The sequence below is a fragment of the Bradyrhizobium sp. USDA 4538 genome (assembly GCF_024171045.1).
In the GTDB taxonomy this organism is placed as follows: Bacteria; Pseudomonadota; Alphaproteobacteria; order Rhizobiales; family Xanthobacteraceae; genus Bradyrhizobium; species Bradyrhizobium australafricanum.
On record NZ_JALJZE010000001.1, the window covers coordinates 3,716,206 to 3,734,548 of the forward strand.

Annotated in this window: 18 protein-coding genes; 8 read left to right on the forward strand and 10 right to left on the reverse strand. The window is 63.9% G+C overall.

Translation table 11 applies throughout. The annotated features are described in order from the left end of the window. Positions 1-30: 30 nt before the first annotated feature. From J2R78_RS16700 to mnmE, 5 genes are all read right to left on the reverse strand, one after another. On the reverse strand, positions 31-921 hold the full coding sequence (locus J2R78_RS16700) for a ParB/RepB/Spo0J family partition protein (RefSeq protein WP_057020329.1): 891 nt from the start codon (positions 919-921) through the stop codon (positions 31-33). Between the two features lie 144 nt (positions 922-1,065). Further along, the gene (locus J2R78_RS16705; RefSeq protein ID WP_028335813.1) at positions 1,066-1,917 is read right to left on the reverse strand and encodes a ParA family protein; all 852 of its coding nucleotides are present in this window, start codon (positions 1,915-1,917) and stop codon (positions 1,066-1,068) included. 31 nt (positions 1,918-1,948) lie between these two features. Next, complete coding sequence (gene rsmG / locus J2R78_RS16710) at positions 1,949-2,614, reverse strand: 16S rRNA (guanine(527)-N(7))-methyltransferase RsmG (RefSeq protein WP_253605707.1); 666 nt, start codon at positions 2,612-2,614, stop codon at positions 1,949-1,951. 133 nt (positions 2,615-2,747) lie between these two features. Continuing rightward, entirely contained in the window at positions 2,748-4,631 is a 1,884-nt protein-coding gene (gene mnmG, locus J2R78_RS16715) for a tRNA uridine-5-carboxymethylaminomethyl(34) synthesis enzyme MnmG (RefSeq protein WP_253605709.1), read from the reverse strand. 234 nt (positions 4,632-4,865) lie between these two features. After that, positions 4,866-6,191 (reverse strand): tRNA uridine-5-carboxymethylaminomethyl(34) synthesis GTPase MnmE, encoded by a 1,326-nt coding sequence (gene mnmE, locus J2R78_RS16720; RefSeq protein WP_253605711.1) that lies wholly within the window; start codon positions 6,189-6,191, stop codon positions 4,866-4,868. Here mnmE and J2R78_RS16725 point away from each other — a divergent pair. Then, the gene (locus J2R78_RS16725; RefSeq protein ID WP_253610082.1) at positions 6,127-6,369 is read left to right on the forward strand and encodes a hypothetical protein; all 243 of its coding nucleotides are present in this window, start codon (positions 6,127-6,129) and stop codon (positions 6,367-6,369) included. The two genes, mnmE and J2R78_RS16725, sit on opposite strands and share 65 nt — an antisense overlap. A gap of 120 nt (positions 6,370-6,489) precedes the next feature. Here J2R78_RS16725 and rho read toward each other — a convergent pair whose 3' ends face one another. Further along, positions 6,490-7,755, reverse strand: coding sequence for a transcription termination factor Rho (gene rho / locus J2R78_RS16730; RefSeq protein WP_028341998.1), 1,266 nt, complete (start codon positions 7,753-7,755; stop codon positions 6,490-6,492). 252 nt (positions 7,756-8,007) lie between these two features. Further along, positions 8,008-8,430 (reverse strand): protoporphyrinogen oxidase HemJ, encoded by a 423-nt coding sequence (gene hemJ / locus J2R78_RS16735; RefSeq protein ID WP_028335809.1) that lies wholly within the window; start codon positions 8,428-8,430, stop codon positions 8,008-8,010. A 473-nt stretch (positions 8,431-8,903) separates the two neighbouring features. On the opposite strand from hemJ, the gene J2R78_RS16740 reads away from it, so the two are divergent. The 4 genes from J2R78_RS16740 to dnaQ are packed head-to-tail and all read left to right on the forward strand — an operon-like array spanning position 8,904 to position 11,755. Beyond that, a complete protein-coding gene (locus J2R78_RS16740) occupies positions 8,904-9,740 on the forward strand; it encodes a pyruvate, water dikinase regulatory protein (RefSeq protein ID WP_016841463.1) in 837 nt (278 codons plus the stop codon). 10 nt (positions 9,741-9,750) lie between these two features. Next, positions 9,751-10,359: a Maf family protein gene (locus J2R78_RS16745; RefSeq protein WP_253605715.1), complete on the forward strand. Its 609-nt coding sequence runs from the start codon at positions 9,751-9,753 to the stop codon at positions 10,357-10,359. Positions 10,360-10,399: 40 nt separating this feature from the next. After that, positions 10,400-10,999: a dephospho-CoA kinase gene (gene coaE, locus J2R78_RS16750; protein ID WP_057020333.1), complete on the forward strand. Its 600-nt coding sequence runs from the start codon at positions 10,400-10,402 to the stop codon at positions 10,997-10,999. Between the two features lie 30 nt (positions 11,000-11,029). Continuing rightward, the gene (dnaQ, locus tag J2R78_RS16755) at positions 11,030-11,755 is read left to right on the forward strand and encodes a DNA polymerase III subunit epsilon (protein ID WP_050383510.1); all 726 of its coding nucleotides are present in this window, start codon (positions 11,030-11,032) and stop codon (positions 11,753-11,755) included. Between the two features lie 167 nt (positions 11,756-11,922). Here dnaQ and secB read toward each other — a convergent pair whose 3' ends face one another. Then, positions 11,923-12,411 carry a protein-export chaperone SecB gene (gene secB / locus J2R78_RS16760; protein WP_069279084.1) on the reverse strand — a complete coding sequence of 163 codons (489 nt, stop codon included), beginning with the start codon at positions 12,409-12,411 and terminating at the stop codon, positions 11,923-11,925. Between the two features lie 412 nt (positions 12,412-12,823). Between secB and J2R78_RS16765 the strand changes: the two genes are divergently transcribed. The 3 genes from J2R78_RS16765 (at position 12,824) to J2R78_RS16775 (ending at position 15,712) form a co-directional block, all read left to right on the forward strand. After that, positions 12,824-13,528 (forward strand): Tim44/TimA family putative adaptor protein, encoded by a 705-nt coding sequence (locus tag J2R78_RS16765; protein WP_057020336.1) that lies wholly within the window; start codon positions 12,824-12,826, stop codon positions 13,526-13,528. A gap of 148 nt (positions 13,529-13,676) precedes the next feature. Further along, positions 13,677-15,122, forward strand: a complete 1,446-nt coding sequence (locus J2R78_RS16770) for a murein transglycosylase A (protein ID WP_375167125.1) — start codon at positions 13,677-13,679, stop codon at positions 15,120-15,122. Further along, a complete protein-coding gene (locus J2R78_RS16775; RefSeq protein ID WP_168856142.1) occupies positions 15,119-15,712 on the forward strand; it encodes a Smr/MutS family protein in 594 nt (197 codons plus the stop codon). The genes J2R78_RS16770 and J2R78_RS16775 overlap by 4 nt, the downstream gene beginning before the upstream one ends. Positions 15,713-15,714: 2 nt before the next feature. Here the strand turns inward: J2R78_RS16775 and J2R78_RS16780 are convergent, their stop codons facing one another. Continuing rightward, complete coding sequence (locus J2R78_RS16780) at positions 15,715-16,839, reverse strand: hypothetical protein (protein WP_253605716.1); 1,125 nt, start codon at positions 16,837-16,839, stop codon at positions 15,715-15,717. 157 nt (positions 16,840-16,996) lie between these two features. Further along, positions 16,997-18,301 carry an ATP-dependent protease ATPase subunit HslU gene (gene hslU, locus J2R78_RS16785; RefSeq protein WP_253605718.1) on the reverse strand — a complete coding sequence of 435 codons (1,305 nt, stop codon included), beginning with the start codon at positions 18,299-18,301 and terminating at the stop codon, positions 16,997-16,999. Positions 18,302-18,343: the final 42 nt, after the last annotated feature.

An 18,343-nucleotide genomic window follows, 5' to 3' on the forward strand; every position in this document is an offset into this window, starting at 1 on the left:
GCTGACGCGCGCCCCGGAATGACGAAACCGCTAGCCGCCCTCGAGTCGCCGCACCACTTCGTCGAGCTGCTCGAGGTTGCGGTAGCTGATCTGGACGGTGCCGCCGGGATCGCGATGGCTGACGGTGACGGCAAGGCCGAGCGCATCGCTGACGCGCTTCTCGAGCGCCAGCGTGTCGGCATCCTTGTCGACCTTGGCCGCGCTGCCACTGCGCGCCTTCTGCGGCTTGCGCTCCGGCACGCCCTCCTCATGCGCCAGCGCCTCGGCCTGGCGAACGTTGAGACCCTCGGCGACGATGCGCTTCGCTGCAGCGAGCGGATCCGGCACGCCGATCAGCGCGCGGGCGTGGCCGGCGGAGAGATCGCCTTTCGAGATCAGCGCCTGCACCTCGACGGGCAGCTTGGTCAGCCGCATCATGTTGGCGACATGGCTGCGGCTCTTGCCGACGATCTTGGCGATGTCTTCCTGGCTGCGTTTGAACTCGTCGGCGAGCGCGTGATAGCCCTGCGCCTCTTCCATCGCATTGAGGTCTTCGCGCTGGACGTTCTCGATGATCATGATCTCGAGCGCGTCGGAATCAGAGACCTCGACCGGCACGATCGGCACTTCGTGCAGGCCGGCGAGTTGCGAGGCGCGCCAGCGGCGCTCGCCGGCGATGATCTCGTAGCGGTCCTGCGCGCCCTTGATCGCACGCACCACGATCGGCTGGATCACGCCGCGCTGCCTGATCGAATCGGCAAGCTCGCCGAGCTCGGTGTCGGCGAAGGTGCGCCGCGGGTTACGCGGGTTGGCCTTGAGGAATTCGATCGGCACCTTGCGCTGGTTGCGCGGCCGCTCGACATGCGCGGCCGCCTCGCCGCCGACATCTCCGATCAGGCTTGCCAGCCCGCGCCCCAGTCGCGAACGCGCTTCATCGGCCATTGTTGCGAGCTCCCTTGGATTCACACGCAGTACTCCAGACTTGAATTTCAAAAGAAACGTAGGATGGGTAGAGCGAAGCGAAACCCATCGCGGCTCGCAATGAGAGTGATGGGTTTCGCTTCGCTCTACCCATCCTACGCAACGTCAATGCGTGCGCAGCTCGCGCTCGCGCTGGATCACCTCGGTGGCGAGCTTGAGATACGCATCGCTGCCGGCGCATTTGAGATCGTAGACCAGGACCGGCTTGCCGTAGGAGGGTGCTTCCGAGATGCGCACGTTGCGCGGGATCATGGTGTCGTAGACCTTGTCGCCCATGAACTGGCGCACGTCGGCAACCACCTGGTTGGAGAGGTTGTTGCGCGAGTCGAACATGGTCAGCACGATGCCGTGGATCGACAGGTTCGGATTGAGCGTCGAGCGCACCTGCTCCACGGTCTGCAGCAACTGCGACAGACCTTCGAGCGCAAAGAACTCGCATTGCAGCGGCACCAGGATCGCGTCCGACGCCGCCATCGCATTCACCGTGAGCAAATTGAGCGAGGGCGGGCAGTCGATCAGCACGTAGGTGTAGTCGGCTTCCGGCGAGACATTGTTGTTCAATCCTGCGATCGCATCGCGCAGCCGGAACGCGCGGCCCGGCGTGGTGCCGAGCTCGAGCTCGAGGCCGGAGAGGTCCATGGTGGAAGCCGCGATGTGCAGCCGCGGCACCGCGGTCGCGACCACGGCATCGCGCAGCGGCGCTTCGCCGATCAGGACGTCGTAGGTCGAGCAGCTGCGGTTGCGGCGATCGATGCCGAGGCCGGTCGAGGCGTTGCCCTGCGGATCGAGATCGACGATCAGGACGCGCTCGCCAATCGCAGCGAGTGCGGTCCCAAGATTGATCGCTGTGGTGGTCTTGCCGACGCCGCCCTTTTGGTTGGCGAGCGACAGGATGCGCGGATGGCCAGGCGGCTGGGACGCCTTATCCTCTTGATAAACCTCGTCCATCACAGTCATACCAAAATACCATTTGCTCTCGCGGAGTCCCCTAGCGCCGCTCGATTGACCCGAGTTCGACGATCCAGCCCTGTCCGCCGGTCCGGCTGGAGTGTAGCTTTGGCTCAATAATCCAATATTTAGTGGCCTCGGTCAATTCGGCCTCTACATCTTGACCCTTCAAAAACAGCGCCTTGGCGCCCTTTTTGACCCACGGCTCCGCAAAGCCGATGAGTTGATGTAACGGAGCCAGCGCCCGCGCGGTGACGCAATCGATGGGCCCCGGGATTCTATCCACAGTATCCCCGATATCAGCCAGATGCACCGCCCCCGGGGACTCCGTCACCCGTATCGCCTCGCGCAAGAATGCCGCCTTCTTGGCGATTCGCTCAACCAAATGAATCGACGCGCCCGGAGTCTCGGCCAGCGCGCAGGCGAGCACGACACCGGGGAAGCCGCCGCCGCTGCCGAGATCGACCCACGACTTCGCCGTCGGCATCAGACTCAGGAGCTGCAGCGAATCGGAGACGTGGCGGGTCCAGAGGGTCGGCAGCGTCGATGGCGCGACGAGATTGGTCTTGGCCTGCCACGTGAGGAGGAGGGCGATGTAGCGGTCGAGCCGCGCCTCTGTTTCACGTGAAACAGGCGTCAGCGCGAGCGCCGCGGCCTTGTCCTTGGCGGAGACACTGAGTTCGGCGGATTGCGAAATTGAAGCCATTCTCTGGAATGCCGGTCGGGCTCGTCATTGCGAGCGAAGCGAAGCAATCCATAGTGCCATCTGGGAAAGCGATGGATTGCTTCGTCGCTTCCGCTCCTCGCAATGACCGGGGCCTGCCGTTTCACGTGAAACGCTAGGCGGATGCCTTCGCAGTCTTCCGCCGCGCTTCCCGCCGGAGATAGGCCGCCAGAATACCGAGCGCCGCCGGCGTCATGCCGTCGATCCGGCCGGCCTGGCCGACCGTCCGCGGCTGCGCCTTCTGCAACTTGGCGCGCGCTTCGTTCGAGAGACCGGGGACATCGGTATAGTCGACGTCGGTCAGAACCAGACCCTCGTCACGCCGGAAAGCATCAACATCGGCGGTCTGGCGCTTCAGATAGACATCGTATTTGGCATCGATCTCGAGATGCACCGCGATTGCAGGGTCAATGGCCGACAGCTCCGGCCAGATCGCCCGGACCACGGGCCATTCGATCTCCGGATAAGCCAGAAGCTCGAAGGCGGAGCGGCGATTGCCGTCACGATTGAGGGCAAGCCCGTGCTTGGCGGCCTCATTCGGTGTGATCGCGAGCGACTTCGCCAGCCGCTTGGCCGCCTCCAGCGCCGCCATCTTGGTCCGATGGCGCTCGGCCCGCGCCGTTCCGACGCATCCGAGTGCAATGCCCTTGTCGGTCAGGCGCTGGTCGGCGTTGTCGGCACGCAAGGTCAGCCGATATTCGGCGCGCGAGGTGAACATGCGATACGGCTCGGTGATCCCGCGGGTCACGAGATCGTCGATCATCACCCCGAGATAGCCGTCGGCGCGGTCGAACACGATCGGATCGGCATCGCCGGCCGCGAGCGCGGCATTGAGCCCGGCGACAACGCCCTGCCCCGCCGCCTCCTCATAGCCCGTAGTGCCATTGATCTGGCCGGCCAGGAAAAGCCCGCGCAGACGCTTGGTCTGCAGCGTCGGATCGAGCTCGCGCGGATCGACGTGGTCGTATTCGATCGCATAGCCCGGCCGGACCATCGTCACCCGCTCGAGGCCGGGGATGCTGGCGAGGATCGCAAGCTGGACCTCTTCCGGCAGCGAGGTCGAGATGCCGTTCGGGTAGACCGTGGTGTCGTCGAGCCCTTCCGGCTCCAGGAAGATCTGATGGCCGTCGCGGTCGCCGAAGCGGACGATCTTGTCCTCGATCGAGGGGCAATAGCGCGGTCCGGAGCTCTTGATCTGGCCGGAATACATCGGCGAGCGATGCACATTGGCGCGGATCACCTCATGGGTCGTCGGCGTGGTCCGGGTGATGCCGCACTGGATCTGCGGGGTCGTAATCCGGTCAGTCATGACCGAAAACGGCTCCGGAGGCTCGTCTCCGGGCTGCATTTCGACCGCGGACCAGTCGATCGTGGTGCCGTCGAGGCGCGGCGGCGTCCCGGTCTTGAGCCGGCCGAGCACAAACCCTGCCCGTTCGAAGGAAGCAGACAGGCCCATGGCCGGCGCCTCACCGACCCGGCCCGCCGGCCAATTCTTTTCCCCGAGATGGATCAGACCACGCAGGAAGGTGCCGGTCGTGATGACAACCGCCCCCGCCGACAGCCGACGGCCATCGCCCAGGCAAATGCCGGTCACGCGGCCATCGACGACGACCAGTTCATCCGCCTCGCCTTCGATGACGCTGAGGTTCGCGGTCTCGGTGATCGCGGCCTGCATCGCGGCCGCATAGAGCTTGCGGTCGGCCTGCGCCCGGGGGCCACGAACCGCTGGACCTTTCCGACGATTCAGCATGCGAAACTGGATGCCGCCGGCGTCGGCCACCCGGCCCATCAAACCGTCCAAGGCATCGACTTCGCGGACCAGATGGCCCTTGCCGAGCCCGCCGATGGCGGGATTGCACGACATCGCGCCGATCGTCGCGAAACGATGGGTCACCAAGGCGGTCTTTGCGCCCATCCGGGCAGAAGCGCTCGCGGCCTCGCAGCCGGCATGGCCGCCGCCGATGACGATGACGTCAAATGAGTCTGCCCTGGAAGTCATGCCGGGACTTCTATCGTGGAGTCATGAAAGCCGGAAGAACGAAGTTGGGATCGCCGCTCTGAGACCGAAGCCCGAGGCAAATATGGACTGCTTCGCTTCGCCCGCAATGACGGATGGGACCGTTTCACGTGAAACAGTGCGGCTGTATGATCGGCAATTGTTTCACGTGAAACAGGATGAGGGTTCCTTAACCAGATCGAAACCATGTTTCACGTGAAACAGATGGGGCACCCGCTACTTCCCGACGCAGAATTCGCGGAAGATGACGTCCAGGATGTCTTCAACATCCACCCGGCCGAGCAGACGACCGAGTGAGTAAGCGGCCCGCCGGAGTTCCTCCGCCGCCAGTTCCTCGCCCTGCCCGACCACGTCCATGCTGCGCTGAAGGGATTCGACGGTCTCCTGCAACAATCCGCGCTGCCGCGTCCGACTGATCAAGCCGCCTTCGCTGGTTCCAAAATAGTCCTGAGCGAACCCGATCAGCGCGGCGATCAGCTCTGACAACCCATCGCCACGAGCAGCCGAGATCCTGAATTCGGGGTAACTGCCACCCTCGCCCGTCATGGTCCTGACGAGGTCGATCTTGTTCCGCACCAGCCAGGTCGGCGTCGTTCCGCCATGTCCCGCCCTTGCATCGCCGCTGTCGGCCAGCCACAGCACGAGGTCCGCCTCCACGGCGCGGGCGCGGGCGCGGCGGACGCCCTCCTGCTCCACCGGGTCGTCGGTCTCGCGAATGCCGGCGGTGTCGATGACCGTCACCGGATAGCCGTCGAGGTCGAGCTGCACCTCGATCACATCGCGGGTCGTGCCGGCATGCGGCGAGACGATCGCGACCTCGCGCTTGGCGAGCTGATTGATCAGGGTCGATTTGCCGACATTCGGCGGACCGGCGATCGCGACCACCAGGCCGTCGCGCAGCCGCTCGCCTTGCCCCTGCCCCGCAAGGACTTGCCTGATCTCCTCATGTAGCGCGCGGATCTTCTCGAGCGCCGGTGCGATCAGCTCGGCCGGCACATCGCCTTCATCTGAGAAATCGATGCCGGCCTCGATCAGCGCCGACGCCGCGATGATCCGCTCGCGCCAGTCGCGCGCGCGGTCGCCAAGCAACCCCCTCAACTGGCGCAATGCTTGGCGCCTTTGACGGTCAGTGTCGGCGTGGATCAGATCGTCCAGGCCCTCGGCCTCGGTCAGGTCGAGCTTGCCGTTCTCGAAGGCCCGCCGGGTGAACTCGCCCGGCTCGGCCGGCCGCACATTGTCGAATGCCGCGATCGCATCGAACATCGCCGCCAAGACGGCCCGTCCGCCATGGACATGAAATTCGGCGACGTCTTCGCCGGTGGCACTGGCCGGGCCTGGAAACCACAGCACGACCCCGTCATCGATCGGTTGATGGTTCGAATCGCGGAGCAGCGCGCGGGTCGCCAGCCGCGGCACCGGCGTCTTGCCCGCCAGTCCTGCAATGACCGACTCGGCCATTGGGCCAGACAGCCTGACAATGGCGATCGCACTCGGCGGCCGCCCCGAGGATAACGCGAAAATAGTCTGGTCGCGTGGATGCATCGCCTATTTCTTCCAGCAAATCGGCAAAGGCAATGCCGCTTCGATTTCGCACTCCATACCGCAAAATACTGCGATGCAGCATGATCTGATTTCACTGCAGCAGCCGCGCAGCAATTTTGCTGCGGTGTCGTCAGCTAGATCACCAAGCTATGATAGAAATATAAATAATATCAGATAGTTAACTGGAAACCCAGTGCGGAGAACGGCTCCTTTTATGCTGCACTTAGCCGCAGCAAATCCGCAGCATGAAAAAGGCGCCCCGTTTGTGCGGAGCGCCCTGTTCTTTTCGGCCGTGGCCTCAGGTGTTCATGGAATCGAAGAATTCCGAGTTGCTCTTCGTATTGCGGAGCTTGTCGAGCAGGAAGTCGATGGCGTCCATGGTGCCCATCGGATTGAGGATGCGGCGCAGGACGTACATCTTCTTCAGCACCTGCGGATCAGTGATCAGCTCCTCCTTGCGGGTGCCGGAACGGGCAATATCGATCGCCGGGAAGGTCCGCTTGTCCGAAACCTTGCGGTCGAGGATCAGTTCGGAGTTACCGGTGCCCTTGAACTCTTCGAAAATGACTTCGTCCATGCGGCTGCCGGTATCGACCAGCGCGGTCGCGATGATGGTCAGCGAACCGCCCTCCTCGATGTTGCGCGCGGCACCGAAGAAGCGCTTCGGACGCTGCAGCGCGTTGGCGTCGACACCGCCGGTCAGCACCTTGCCGGATGACGGCACGACGGTGTTGTAGGCGCGGCCGAGGCGCGTGATCGAATCGAGCAGGATCACGACGTCGCGGCCGTGCTCGACGAGGCGCTTGGCCTTCTCGATCACCATCTCGGCGACCTGGACGTGACGCACCGCAGGCTCGTCGAAGGTCGACGACACCACCTCGCCCTTCACCGAGCGCTGCATGTCCGTAACTTCTTCCGGACGCTCGTCGATCAGCAGCACAATCAGATAGCAGTCGGGATGATTGGCGGTGATGGAGTGCGCGATGTTCTGCATCAGCACCGTTTTGCCGGTGCGCGGCGGCGCCACGATCAGCGCGCGCTGGCCCTTGCCGATCGGCGCGACGATATCAATGACGCGGGCGGAAAGGTCCTTCTTGGTGGAATCCTCAAGCTCCATGCGGAAACGCTGATTGGGAAACAGCGGCGTGAGGTTGTCGAAATTGACTTTGTGCTTGGCCTTCTCGGGATCCTCGAAATTGAGCGTATTGACCTTCAGCAGCGCGAAGTAGCGTTCGCCTTCCTTCGGGCTGCGGATATGGCCTTCGATGGTGTCGCCGGTGCGCAGGCCGAAGCGGCGGATTTGCGAGGGCGAAACGTAGATGTCGTCGGGGCCGGGCAGGTAGTTCGCGTCAGGCGAACGAAGGAAGCCGAATCCGTCGGACAGCACCTCCACGACGCCCTCGCCGACAATGTCGGTCTCGGCGGCGGCGAGGTTTTTGAGAATTGCGAACATCAGCTCCTGCTTGCGCATGGTGCTGGCATTCTCGACCCCATTCTCTTCCGCGAACGAGACGAGCTCGGCCGGCGTTTTCGATTTGAGGTCCTGGAGTTTGATTTCCCGCATTGGGGTCGTCCTGTGAGGAAGTAGGTAGGGAAGGGGTGCGAGGTGGCTCTGGAAAAAGCGGACGCCAAAGGAAGGTCCGCAGGTCTCAGCCAGGAAAGTGCCGTTTGGGCTTTCAAACCTGATGCGGCGCCGGTCCGAAAAGAACCGGAACGCGACCACATCCGCCTGCGTGGGGTGGGATAAATCCTATATAGAAAATCGATTCGTCCTTCGCAAGAAGGACTGAAGCATGCGTCTTGACCATCGTGATGTCTAGAACGGCTTCACCACCACCATGATCACGATCAGGATCATCAGGACCGTCGGCACCTCGTTGATAATACGATAGAATTTCTGGGTTCGCTGATTCCGGTCGGCGGCGAAATCCTTCACGCAACGGGACAAAAAGCCGTGGATACCCGACATGGCGAGCACCAGCGCAAATTTGACGTGAAACCAGCCGGATAGGTACCAGTGTCCGGCCCAGACCAGGAAAAGTCCGGCCAGCCAGGTCACGATCATCGCGGGGTTGATGATCCCCTTCAAAAGCCGCCGCTCCATGACCTTGAAGGTCTCGGACTGCCTGGAGCCGACCTCGGCCTCGCAATGATAGACGAACAGCCGCGGCAGATAGAGCATGCCGGCCATCCACGAGATCACGGCGACGATGTGCAGGGCCTTGACCCAGGCATAGATCGGCAGGGCGTTGATCCAGTCGAACATCGCAGTGATGCCTTTCGGGGAACAGTTCGGGAGGGCTCAGCGCTGCGCGCAAGGCTTCGCCGGCGAGGGACGGATACATATCCGCACACACGGCTCTCCTAAACCTAATTAATTTTAGAATCTAAGGTTTGAGTCTTAATGGCAGTGAATTTGACTCATGCAATCCGGTCCAGCGGTTGCTGCGCGCTTGTTCACATCCCTCAACATTCCGGTCGGCGGCGGCGGATATCCGGAATCTGTCGCAGGACTCAATTGGTTGCGCGCCTCTGTGGCCAGCTTATGAAGAGACAAATCCACACTGCTTCACTATCATCCCCGCCATGACGTCGACTTATCCTTTTGCGACGTGCTGTGAAGAATGGGGCGAGATATACAGGGGCCTGGCCATGGACCCGGATTCTTCTCCTCGACCTCCACAGGGATTCACAGGATAGACAGGGGCTCTGGTGCCGACGACTTCCAATTATTTCCACCTGCATCTGGTGTCGGACTCGACCGGCGAGACGCTGATCACCGTGGCGCGCGCGGTCGCCGCGCAATACGCCAATGTGACCGCGGTCGAGCATGTCTATCCCCTGGTGCGCAGCCAGAAGCAGCTCGATCGCGTGCTCGACGAGATCGAGGAATCGCCCGGCATCGTCCTGTTCACGCTGCTGGAAAAGGATCTGGTCGGCCGGCTCGAGGGCAAGTGCAAGGAGATCAACGTTCCGAGCCTGTCGATCATCGGGCCTGTGATGCAGTTGTTCGAGGCGTATCTGGGTGCCGCGACGACCGGGCGCGTCGGCGCGCAGCACGTGCTGAACGCGGAATATTTCCGCCGCATCGATGCGCTGAACTACACGATGATGCATGACGATGGTCAGCATGTCGAAGGCCTCGAGGAGGCCGATGTCGTGCTGGTCGGGGTATCCCGCACCTCGAAGACACCGACCTCGATCTATCTCGCCAACCGCGGCATCCGAACGGCGAATGTGCCGCTGGTGCCGGGCATCCCGCTGCCGCACCAGCTCGAGACCTTGAAGAAGCCGCTGGTGGTCAGCCTGCATGCGACGCCCGAGCGCCTGATCCAGGTCCGGCAGAACCGCCTGCTCACCATGGGCGACCGCGACAATGACACCTACATCGACAAGCAGTCGGTAGCCGACGAGGTTGCCTTTGCCCGGCGCCTCAGCGCGAAATTCAACTGGGCGCTGCTCGACGTCACACGGCGTTCGATCGAGGAGACCGCGGCCGCGGTGATGAAACTCTTCAACGACCGCCAGCGCGCGCGGCCGTCGGAATGATTCCCACGTCATGAGCATCTGGCGCGGCCCACAGAAGCTGATCCTCGCGTCGCAGAGCCGGACGCGAAAGATGCTGCTTGAAAATGCCGGCCTCGATTTCGAGGCGCTGCCGGCCGACATCGACGAACGCGCGGTGCAGAAGAATTCCGGCCTTTCGGCCCCGGGCGAGATCGCATCGCTCCTGGCGCGCGAGAAGGCGCTGTTCGTGTCCAGGCAGAGGCCCGGTCAATATGTCGTCGGCGCCGACCAGACGCTGGCGCTGGGGCAGCGCATGTTCAGCAAGCCCGCCGGCCGCACGCAGGCTGCCGAGCAACTCGCTCTGCTCGCCGGACGGACCCATGAGCTGCATTCCGCCGTCTCGGTCGCACGCGATGGAAAGGTCCTGTTCGGCGATGTGAGCGTGGCCCGCATGACGATGCGACGGCTCGCTGCCGGCGAGATCGAGAGCTATCTCGACCATGCCGGGGAGGCGGTGACGACCAGCGTCGGCGCCTACCAGCTCGAGGGCCTCGGCGTGCATCTGTTCGAGCGGATCGAAGGTGACCATTTCACCATCCTCGGCCTGCCGCTATTGTCGCTGCTGGCGTTCCTGCGCGGCGAGAAGCTGCTCGCGGTGTGAGGCGTGGCGACGGGAGAGATGCTGAACCGATGTTGATGCGATGCTGATTGTTGGACTGACCGGCTCGATCGGGATGGGGAAATCCACCACGGCCAAACTGTTCATGGAGGCCGGCGTGCCGGTCTATGACGCCGATGCGGCCGTGCATCAGCTCTACGAAGGCGAAGCTGCGCCGGCGATCGAGGCCGCCTTTCCCGGCACCACTGCCGGCGGCAAGGTCGATCGCGCGAAACTGTCGGCGCGCGTGGTGCACGATCCTGCTGCGATGAAGCAGCTCGAGCAGATCGTGCATCCGATGCTCGGCGCGTCGCGCCAGAAATTCTTCGCCGATGCGGAAGCCGCAGGTAACCCGATCGTCGTTGTCGACGTGCCGCTATTGTTCGAGACCGGCGGCGAGAAGCGTGTCGATGCCGTCGTTGTCGTCACCACGTCGCCGGAACTGCAACGCGAGCGGGTGCTGGCCCGCGGCACGATGGATGCCGCCAAGCTCGACGCCATCATCGCCAAGCAGATGCCGGACGCCGAGAAGCGCAAACGCGCGGATTTCATAGTGGATACCTCGCACGGCCTCGATCCGGTGCGGGCGCGTATCCGCGACATTCTGGCCGAGGTTGTTAAGATGCCGAAGCGGCGCGCCTGATTCGCCCGCCTTTTCGGATTCCATCACGTCATGCGCGAAATCGTTCTCGATACCGAAACCACTGGCCTCGATCCGCTGCGCGGCGACCGGCTGGTGGAGATCGGCTGCGTCGAGATTTTCAACCGCATGCCGACGGGACAGACCTACCACGTCTACATCAATCCCGAGCGCGACATGCCGGCGGAAGCGTTCGCCGTGCACGGGCTGTCGACCGAGTTCCTTGCTTCCAAGCCGCTGTTCACTGAAGTGGTCGACGAGTTCCTGGCCTTCATCGGCGATACGCCGCTGGTGATCCACAACGCGTCGTTCGACATCAGCTTCATCAACGCCGAGCTCGACCGCATCAAGCGGAAGGCGATCCCGAAGGACCAGCTGGTCGATACGCTGCTGCTGGCACGGCGCAAGCATCCCGGCGTGTCGAACCGGCTCGACGATCTCTGCTCGCGTTATCAGATCGACAATTCCCGCCGCACCAAGCACGGCGCCTTGCTCGACGCCGAGCTGTTGGCCGAGGTCTATATCGACCTGATCGGCGCGCGGCAGTCGCAGCTGATCCTGGCATCGGAAACGTCGGATGCGCGCGCGGGCGGCCATAGTGGTGACACGCCGCGGCGGCAGCGCGAGACCCCGCTACTCGCGCGGGTCAGCGACGCCGATCGGGAGGCCCACAGGGCCTTCATTGCCACGCTCGGCGACAAGCCGATCTGGAACGATTACCTGCCGCCGCCAGCGCCTGCTGCAGCACCGGCGGCCTAATCAAGATTGCTCTATATCCCCGTCATCCTGAGGAGCGCGGAACGCGCGTCTCGAAGGATCGACGGCCCGGACTGTGGCCGTCGATCCTTCGAGACGCCCGCAAGCGCGGGCTCCTCAGGATGACGGATCACACTTCCGCGCGTGTTACATTTTTTCGAGTTTAGAACTCAGCTCGGCTTGACGCCGGGAGCGGCCTGGGCGGCCGCCTGCCGCTCCATGTTCTGGCGGTAGAGACCGAGGAAATCGACGGGGTCGAGCAACAAGGGCGGGAAGCCGCCGTCGCGGACCGCGGTCGCGACGATCTCGCGTGCGAACGGGAACAGCAGCCGCGGGCACTCGATCATGACCAGCGGGTGCAGGTTCTCCTTCGGCACATTCACGATCCGGAAGACGCCGGCATAGGCGAGGTCGAAGCTGAACATCACCTTGCCTGCGGTCTCGGCCTTGCCCTCGATCGAGAGGATCACCTCGTACTCGTTCTCCGACAGGTTGTTGGCGGAGACGTTGATCTGGATGTTGATCGCCGGCTGCTGTTGCTGCTGGCCAAGCGAGGCTGGCGCATTCGGGTTCTCGAACGACAGGTCCTTGGTGTACTGCGCCAGTACGTTGAGCTGGGGAGCGGGTTGTTCGACGGGGGCGCCGTTGCCATTGGTCATGAAAATGTCTCCTGGAGCAGCGCTCGATGGACAGAATGTCCGACGGCACGCGTTAAGGTGTTGAGAATGCCGATGCCGGGCGAGTGGCTATCATAGGCCCGGCTCGGTCCACAAGGACGACGAAAGGGCGGGCCGGCGGCGAATTCTCCCGGCAAAGGGCAGCGCGCGCAAGCCTGCCCAATCTCTTAACAGCTTCCTAAATTATTGAAGATGCGCGATTTCCTGAAAGGAACGGGTTTCCCCCAGGGGTCAAAACGCGCTAGACTTGCCCGTGCCAAAAAGCGCCATTGGCCGGGCATAGTTTCGTGCCTACATCTGCGGACTCTATCGGTGATGTAATCTCTGCTGTTCCCGACCGGGAACGCTTTGACGGCCGGCCCGTTGCCGGCAGAGACCAGAAAGCGAATTCGACGTGGATATTTACACCATCATCTTCCTGGCGCTGGCCGTGTTTATCTTCCTGCGCCTGCGCAGCGTTCTCGGACAGCGCACGGGAAGCGAGCGGCCGCCTTATGATCGCGCCGCGCCCAACGTCGTGCAGCGCGGTCAGGACAACAACGTCGTTCCGATCCCGGGATCGGTAATCGACCAGCCGGCCTCGGCGGCGCCCGCCGAGCCGGTCGAGCCCACGGAACGCTGGAAGGGCATCGCCGAGCCCGGCACGGCGCTGGCGCAGGGTCTCGACGCGGTGGCCGTCCAGGATTCCTCGTTCGATCCGCGGCATTTCCTCTCAGGTGCCCGCTCGGCCTATGAAATGATCGTGCTGGCGTTCGCCAATGGCGATCGCCGCGCGCTGCGCGATCTGCTGTCGACCGAGGTCTATGAAAGCTTCGAGGCCGCGATCAAGGATCGCGAGAAGCACGAGCAGAAGACCGAGACGCGGTTCGTCTCGATCGACAAGGCTGAGATCGTCAGCGCGGAGACGCGTGACCGCTCGACCCAGCTCACCGTCCGCTTCGTGTCGCAGATGATCTCGGTCACGCGCGATAAGGCCGGCACCATCGTCGACGGCAGCCCGGACAAGGTCGCCGACATCACCGATATCTGGACATTCGCCCGCGACTCGACTTCCCGCGATCCGAATTGGAAGCTGGTTGGCACTGGAAGCGCTCACTAAGCATCTCAGCTACGGGCGGCTCGCGGTCGCGTGCTGCGCGCTCGCGGTGCTGTGCTCCACCGCAGCGATCGCCGCGCGCTACAGATCAAGCCGGCACCCTCCGCCGCGACACGAGCATAGCCACCCGATCCCCTATCCCAATCTGGAAATGCCGCTGCAGGTCAGCGGCAGCCAGTATGAGCCGCTCGCCTGGTCCAACGTCGCCGGCTGGAGCGCCGACGATCATCTCGCGGCCTACCAGGCGTTTCGTACCAGCTGCAAGCCGATCGCGGCCCAGCAGGGCGCGCCTGCCGATTCGAAAGCGCTTGGAAGCTCGCTGCGCGACCCCTGCCGGATCGCCAAGGGGCTCACGCTGAGCGACGGCGTCAAGGCGAAGGACTTCTTCGAGCAGAATTTCGTGCCGTTGCGCATCTCGCGGCTCGGCGAGGACGCCGGCTTCGTCACCGGTTACTACGAGCCGGTGCTCGATGGATCGCGGACCCAGACCGACGTCTACAACGTGCCGGTCTATCGCCGTCCGTCCAACCTGTTCGTGCGCGGCAAGACGCAGAATTCGGTCGGCCTGCCCAATGGCGGCGCGGTGTATCGCAAGATCGGCCGCCGCAAGCTCGTGCCCTATTACGACCGCGGCCAGATCGAGGACGGCGCGATCGCCGGCCGCGGGCTCGAGATCTGCTGGCTGAAGAGCCAGACCGATCTCCTGTTCGCGCAGATCCAGGGCTCGGCGCGGATCAAGCTCGAGGACGGCACCACGCTGCGCATCAATTACGACGCGCATAATGGTTATCCCTATACACCGGTCGGACGCGTCCTGATCGACCGCGGCATCATCCCGAAGGATCAGATGTCGATGCAGAAGATCAGGGAGTGGATGGAGCAGAATCCTGACGGCGCCAAGGACCTGCGGCGGCAGAACCGTTCCTACGTCTTCTTCCGCGAGGTCCCGCTGTCCGACAAGGACGAGGCCGTCGGCGCGCAGGGCGTGCCGCTGACGCCGGGCCGCTCGATCGCGGTCGACAAGGCGCTGCATGTCTACGGCACGCCGTTCTTCATCGCCGGCGAGCTGCCGATCGAATCCGAACAGTCGAAGACGCCGTTCCACCGGCTGATGATCGCGCAGGACACCGGGTCGGCGATCGTCGGCCCGGCGCGCGCCGATCTTTATTTCGGCGCCGGCGCGGAAGCCGGAAAGGTCTCGGGCCGGCTGCGGCACAACATGCAGTTCGTCATGCTGGTGCCGAGCGGTCTCGACCCCGTCGCGCGCGGCCACAAGCTGCCGGTTCCGGATGAGCGGCCCTCGGCCAAGATCGCAAAGCTGTTTCCGCAGACCGAGCCGCCGAAGGACAAGCCGGCGGCGAAGGCTGCGGATGTGCCGACCGCCGGCATCGCCAAAAGCGCGGCGAAAGACTTAGGCAATAGCGCCGCCAGGAACCCTGCCGCGAAGGATGTCGCGCCCGCAGCGCCGGCAGCAACGACCCCTGTCGCGCAGGCCGCGCCTGTGGCAGAACCGGTGCCGTTGCCGGTCGCCCGGCCCGATATTCCGCAACCGGAGAAGCGGCGCTTCCGGCGCTATCGCCATTACCGCGATCAATGAAACGACCCGCGCCGATCCCCGATCTGTCCGCTCCGTCGCGGCGCAAGCGCGCGCTGAGCGAAGAGGAGCGCGCGCTCTGGGAGAGCGTGGCAAAGCAGGTCAAGCCACTGCGCAAGCGGCCGGTCGCCGCGAAGGCCCCCGCCGCCGCCTCTGACCCGGCCACCCATCACGCGATTGCCAAACCCATCCCGGTCAAGCCGGCGACAGCGGTCAAGGCTGCGCCGGCGCAACGCCCGCACGCGCCGCCGCTGGCGCCGATCGGCCGTCGCGAACGTGCAAAGCTCTCGCGCGGCCGGCAGGAGATCGATGCGCGGCTCGATCTGCACGGCATGACCCAGCTGCGCGCGCATCGCGTGCTGTTCACCTTCCTGCAGCGCGCGCACAGCGACGGGCTCACTTTCGTGCTCGTCATCACCGGCAAGGGCAAGGTCGGTGGTCTCGATTCCGAACGCGGCGTGCTGCGCCGCCAGGTTCCGGAATGGCTCAGCTTGCCGGAATTCCGCTCGCTGGTCGTCGGCTTCGAGGAAGCGCATATCGGCCATGGCGGCGAGGGCGCGCTTTACGTGCGTGTCCGGCGCGCGCGAGCCTAAAGCTAAAACGGGCGGACGATCCCGACGCGCGGGATCAGCGTTACGATCCAGCCTGATATCGTCGTCTTGCGGTCGTCCGACGGGATCGACGGCACGTCCTTCGACGCCGGCAGCATCCTGGTGGCATGCAGCATCAGGAAGATGCAGACCGCCCAGTTCGAGATCCAGCGCGAATAGTCGAACACGGTCACGAACATCACGAAATAGCCGGCGCTGATCACAACGAGCGCTCCGAGCACGATCCGGCGATGCAGTTCACTCGCGAGCGCGCCAATCAGTCGCGTGAAATAGCGCCACAGCGGCGTGTGCAGCCAGATCAGCAGCGCAAACACCGGAACGCCCAGGATGTTCGAGGGCATGCGCGCCCAGGTGTCGGCGAACTCCTTCGACAGCGGCTGGTACCAGATGTAGCCGAACTGAAGCAGGTCGGTGCGTGACGGATCGGCCATCCGGCTCTGCAGATGACGGATGAATTCGTCATAGGGCACGTCGACCGTGCCAGCGAATTGCGCGACCAGGAACAGGATGCCGACCGCGGCGAGCGCTGCGATGCCGAAGACGGCGTTCCGCGGCGTCACGCCCTGCACCAGATAAAAGCGCAGCACCACGATCGCCGTGATGGTCGGCACATACATCAAGACGAAGATGTGATGGACCAGGATCAGCAGGATCGAGAACAGCGCGGCAATCAGCACATACACCATTGATCGCGCCGGGATCAGCAGCAGCACGATCGTCAGCGCACAGCCGTAGATGTCGAAATGGCCGAGCGTGTGCATGAAGTTCTTCAGGAAGAACGGCGAGCCCGCGATGAAGACGAACAACGGCCAATGCGCGTCGTTGAAGCCGAATGTGCGGCGGAACAGTTTGATGAACAGCCCGAGCGTCACCAGCCAGATCGCGCCGGCCAGCGCGAACACCAGCCATACGGGCACCTTGTCGGTGAACAGCGACACGATCGCCCCGACCAGCGCGCGCTTGGTGAAGCCGTAGTGATAGTCGACCAGCAGATGGATGTAGGGAACGAAGGGCGGCAGCGCGATCTTGTGCAGGAACACGCCGACCAGCACGGCCGCATTGACGGCCAGCATCAGGCGCCAGGGGTTTTGCCACACCCGCAGATTCATCGATCGCCCACTCTCGTCGTCCCGGGCAAGCGAAGCGCGACCCGGGACCCATAACCACCGAAGGTAGTTCTAGAAGGAATGTCGGCCCGAGTCTTTGTCACCGCGGACTGTCGGGGTTATGGGTCCCGGCTTTCGCCGGGACGACTATGGTGGCCGCCTACAAAATAAATCGGCTCAGGTCGGCGTTCTTGGCGAGGTCGCCGACATGCTTGGTGACGTAGTCGGCGTCGACCTGGATGGTCTCGCCGTGGCGATCGGGCGCGGTGAAGGAGATCTCGTCCAGCACCCGCTCCATCACGGTCTGCAGCCGCCTTGCGCCGATGTTCTCGACCGTGGAATTCACCGCCACGGCGACATCGGCCAGCGCGTCGATGGCGTTGTCGGTGATGTCGAGCGTGACGCCCTCAGTCTTCATCAGCGCGACATATTGCTTGATCAGCGACGCCTCCGGCTCGGTCAGGATCCGGCGCATGTCGTCGCGGCTCAGCGCTTGCAGCTCGACGCGGATCGGCAGGCGGCCCTGCAGCTCCGGCAAAAGGTCCGACGGCTTGGCGATATGGAACGCACCCGAGGCGATGAACAGGATGTGGTCGGTCTTGACGGCGCCGTGCTTGGTCGAGACCGTGGTGCCTTCGATCAGCGGCAGCAGGTCGCGCTGCACGCCCTCGCGGGAGACGTCGCCGCCGGCGCGGTTCTCGCGCACGCAGATCTTGTCGATCTCGTCGAGGAACACGATGCCGTTGTTCTCGACCGCGTTGATCGCCTCCTGCACCAGCTGATCGGTGTCGAGCAGCTTGTCGGATTCCTCGTTGACGAGGATTTCGTGCGAGCCCTCCACCGTCAGGCGGCGGGTCTTGCTGCGTCCGCCCATCTTGCCGAAGATGTCGCCGAGCGAGATCGCGCCCATCTGGGCGCCCGGCATGCCGGGGATTTCAAACATTGGCATGCCGCTGCCGCCCGACTGCGTCTCGATCTCGATCTCCTTGTCGTTGAGCTCGCCGGCGCGCAGCTTCTTGCGGAACGACTCGCGCGTCGCCGGGCTCGATCCCGGGCCGACCAGCGCGTCCAGCACGCGTTCCTCGGCGGCAAGCTGGGCGCGGGCCTGAACGTCCTTGCGCTTGCGCTCGCGGGTCTGCGCGATCGCGACCTCGACGAGGTCGCGGACGATCTGCTCGACGTCGCGGCCGACATACCCTACCTCGGTGAACTTGGTGGCCTCGACCTTGAGGAATGGCGCGCCGGCGAGCTTGGCCAGCCGCCGCGCGATCTCGGTCTTGCCGACGCCGGTCGGCCCGATCATCAGGATGTTCTTGGGCAGAACCTCCTCGCGCAGGGAACCGGCGAGCTGCAGCCGCCGCCAGCGGTTGCGCAGCGCGATCGAGACGGCGCGCTTGGCGTCGGTCTGGCCGACGATGAAGCGGTCGAGTTCAGAAACGATTTCACGGGGAGAGAAGTGAGTCATTGGCTCTAGCTAGGTTGGAATCGCGGTCTCGGCAAGCGGCAG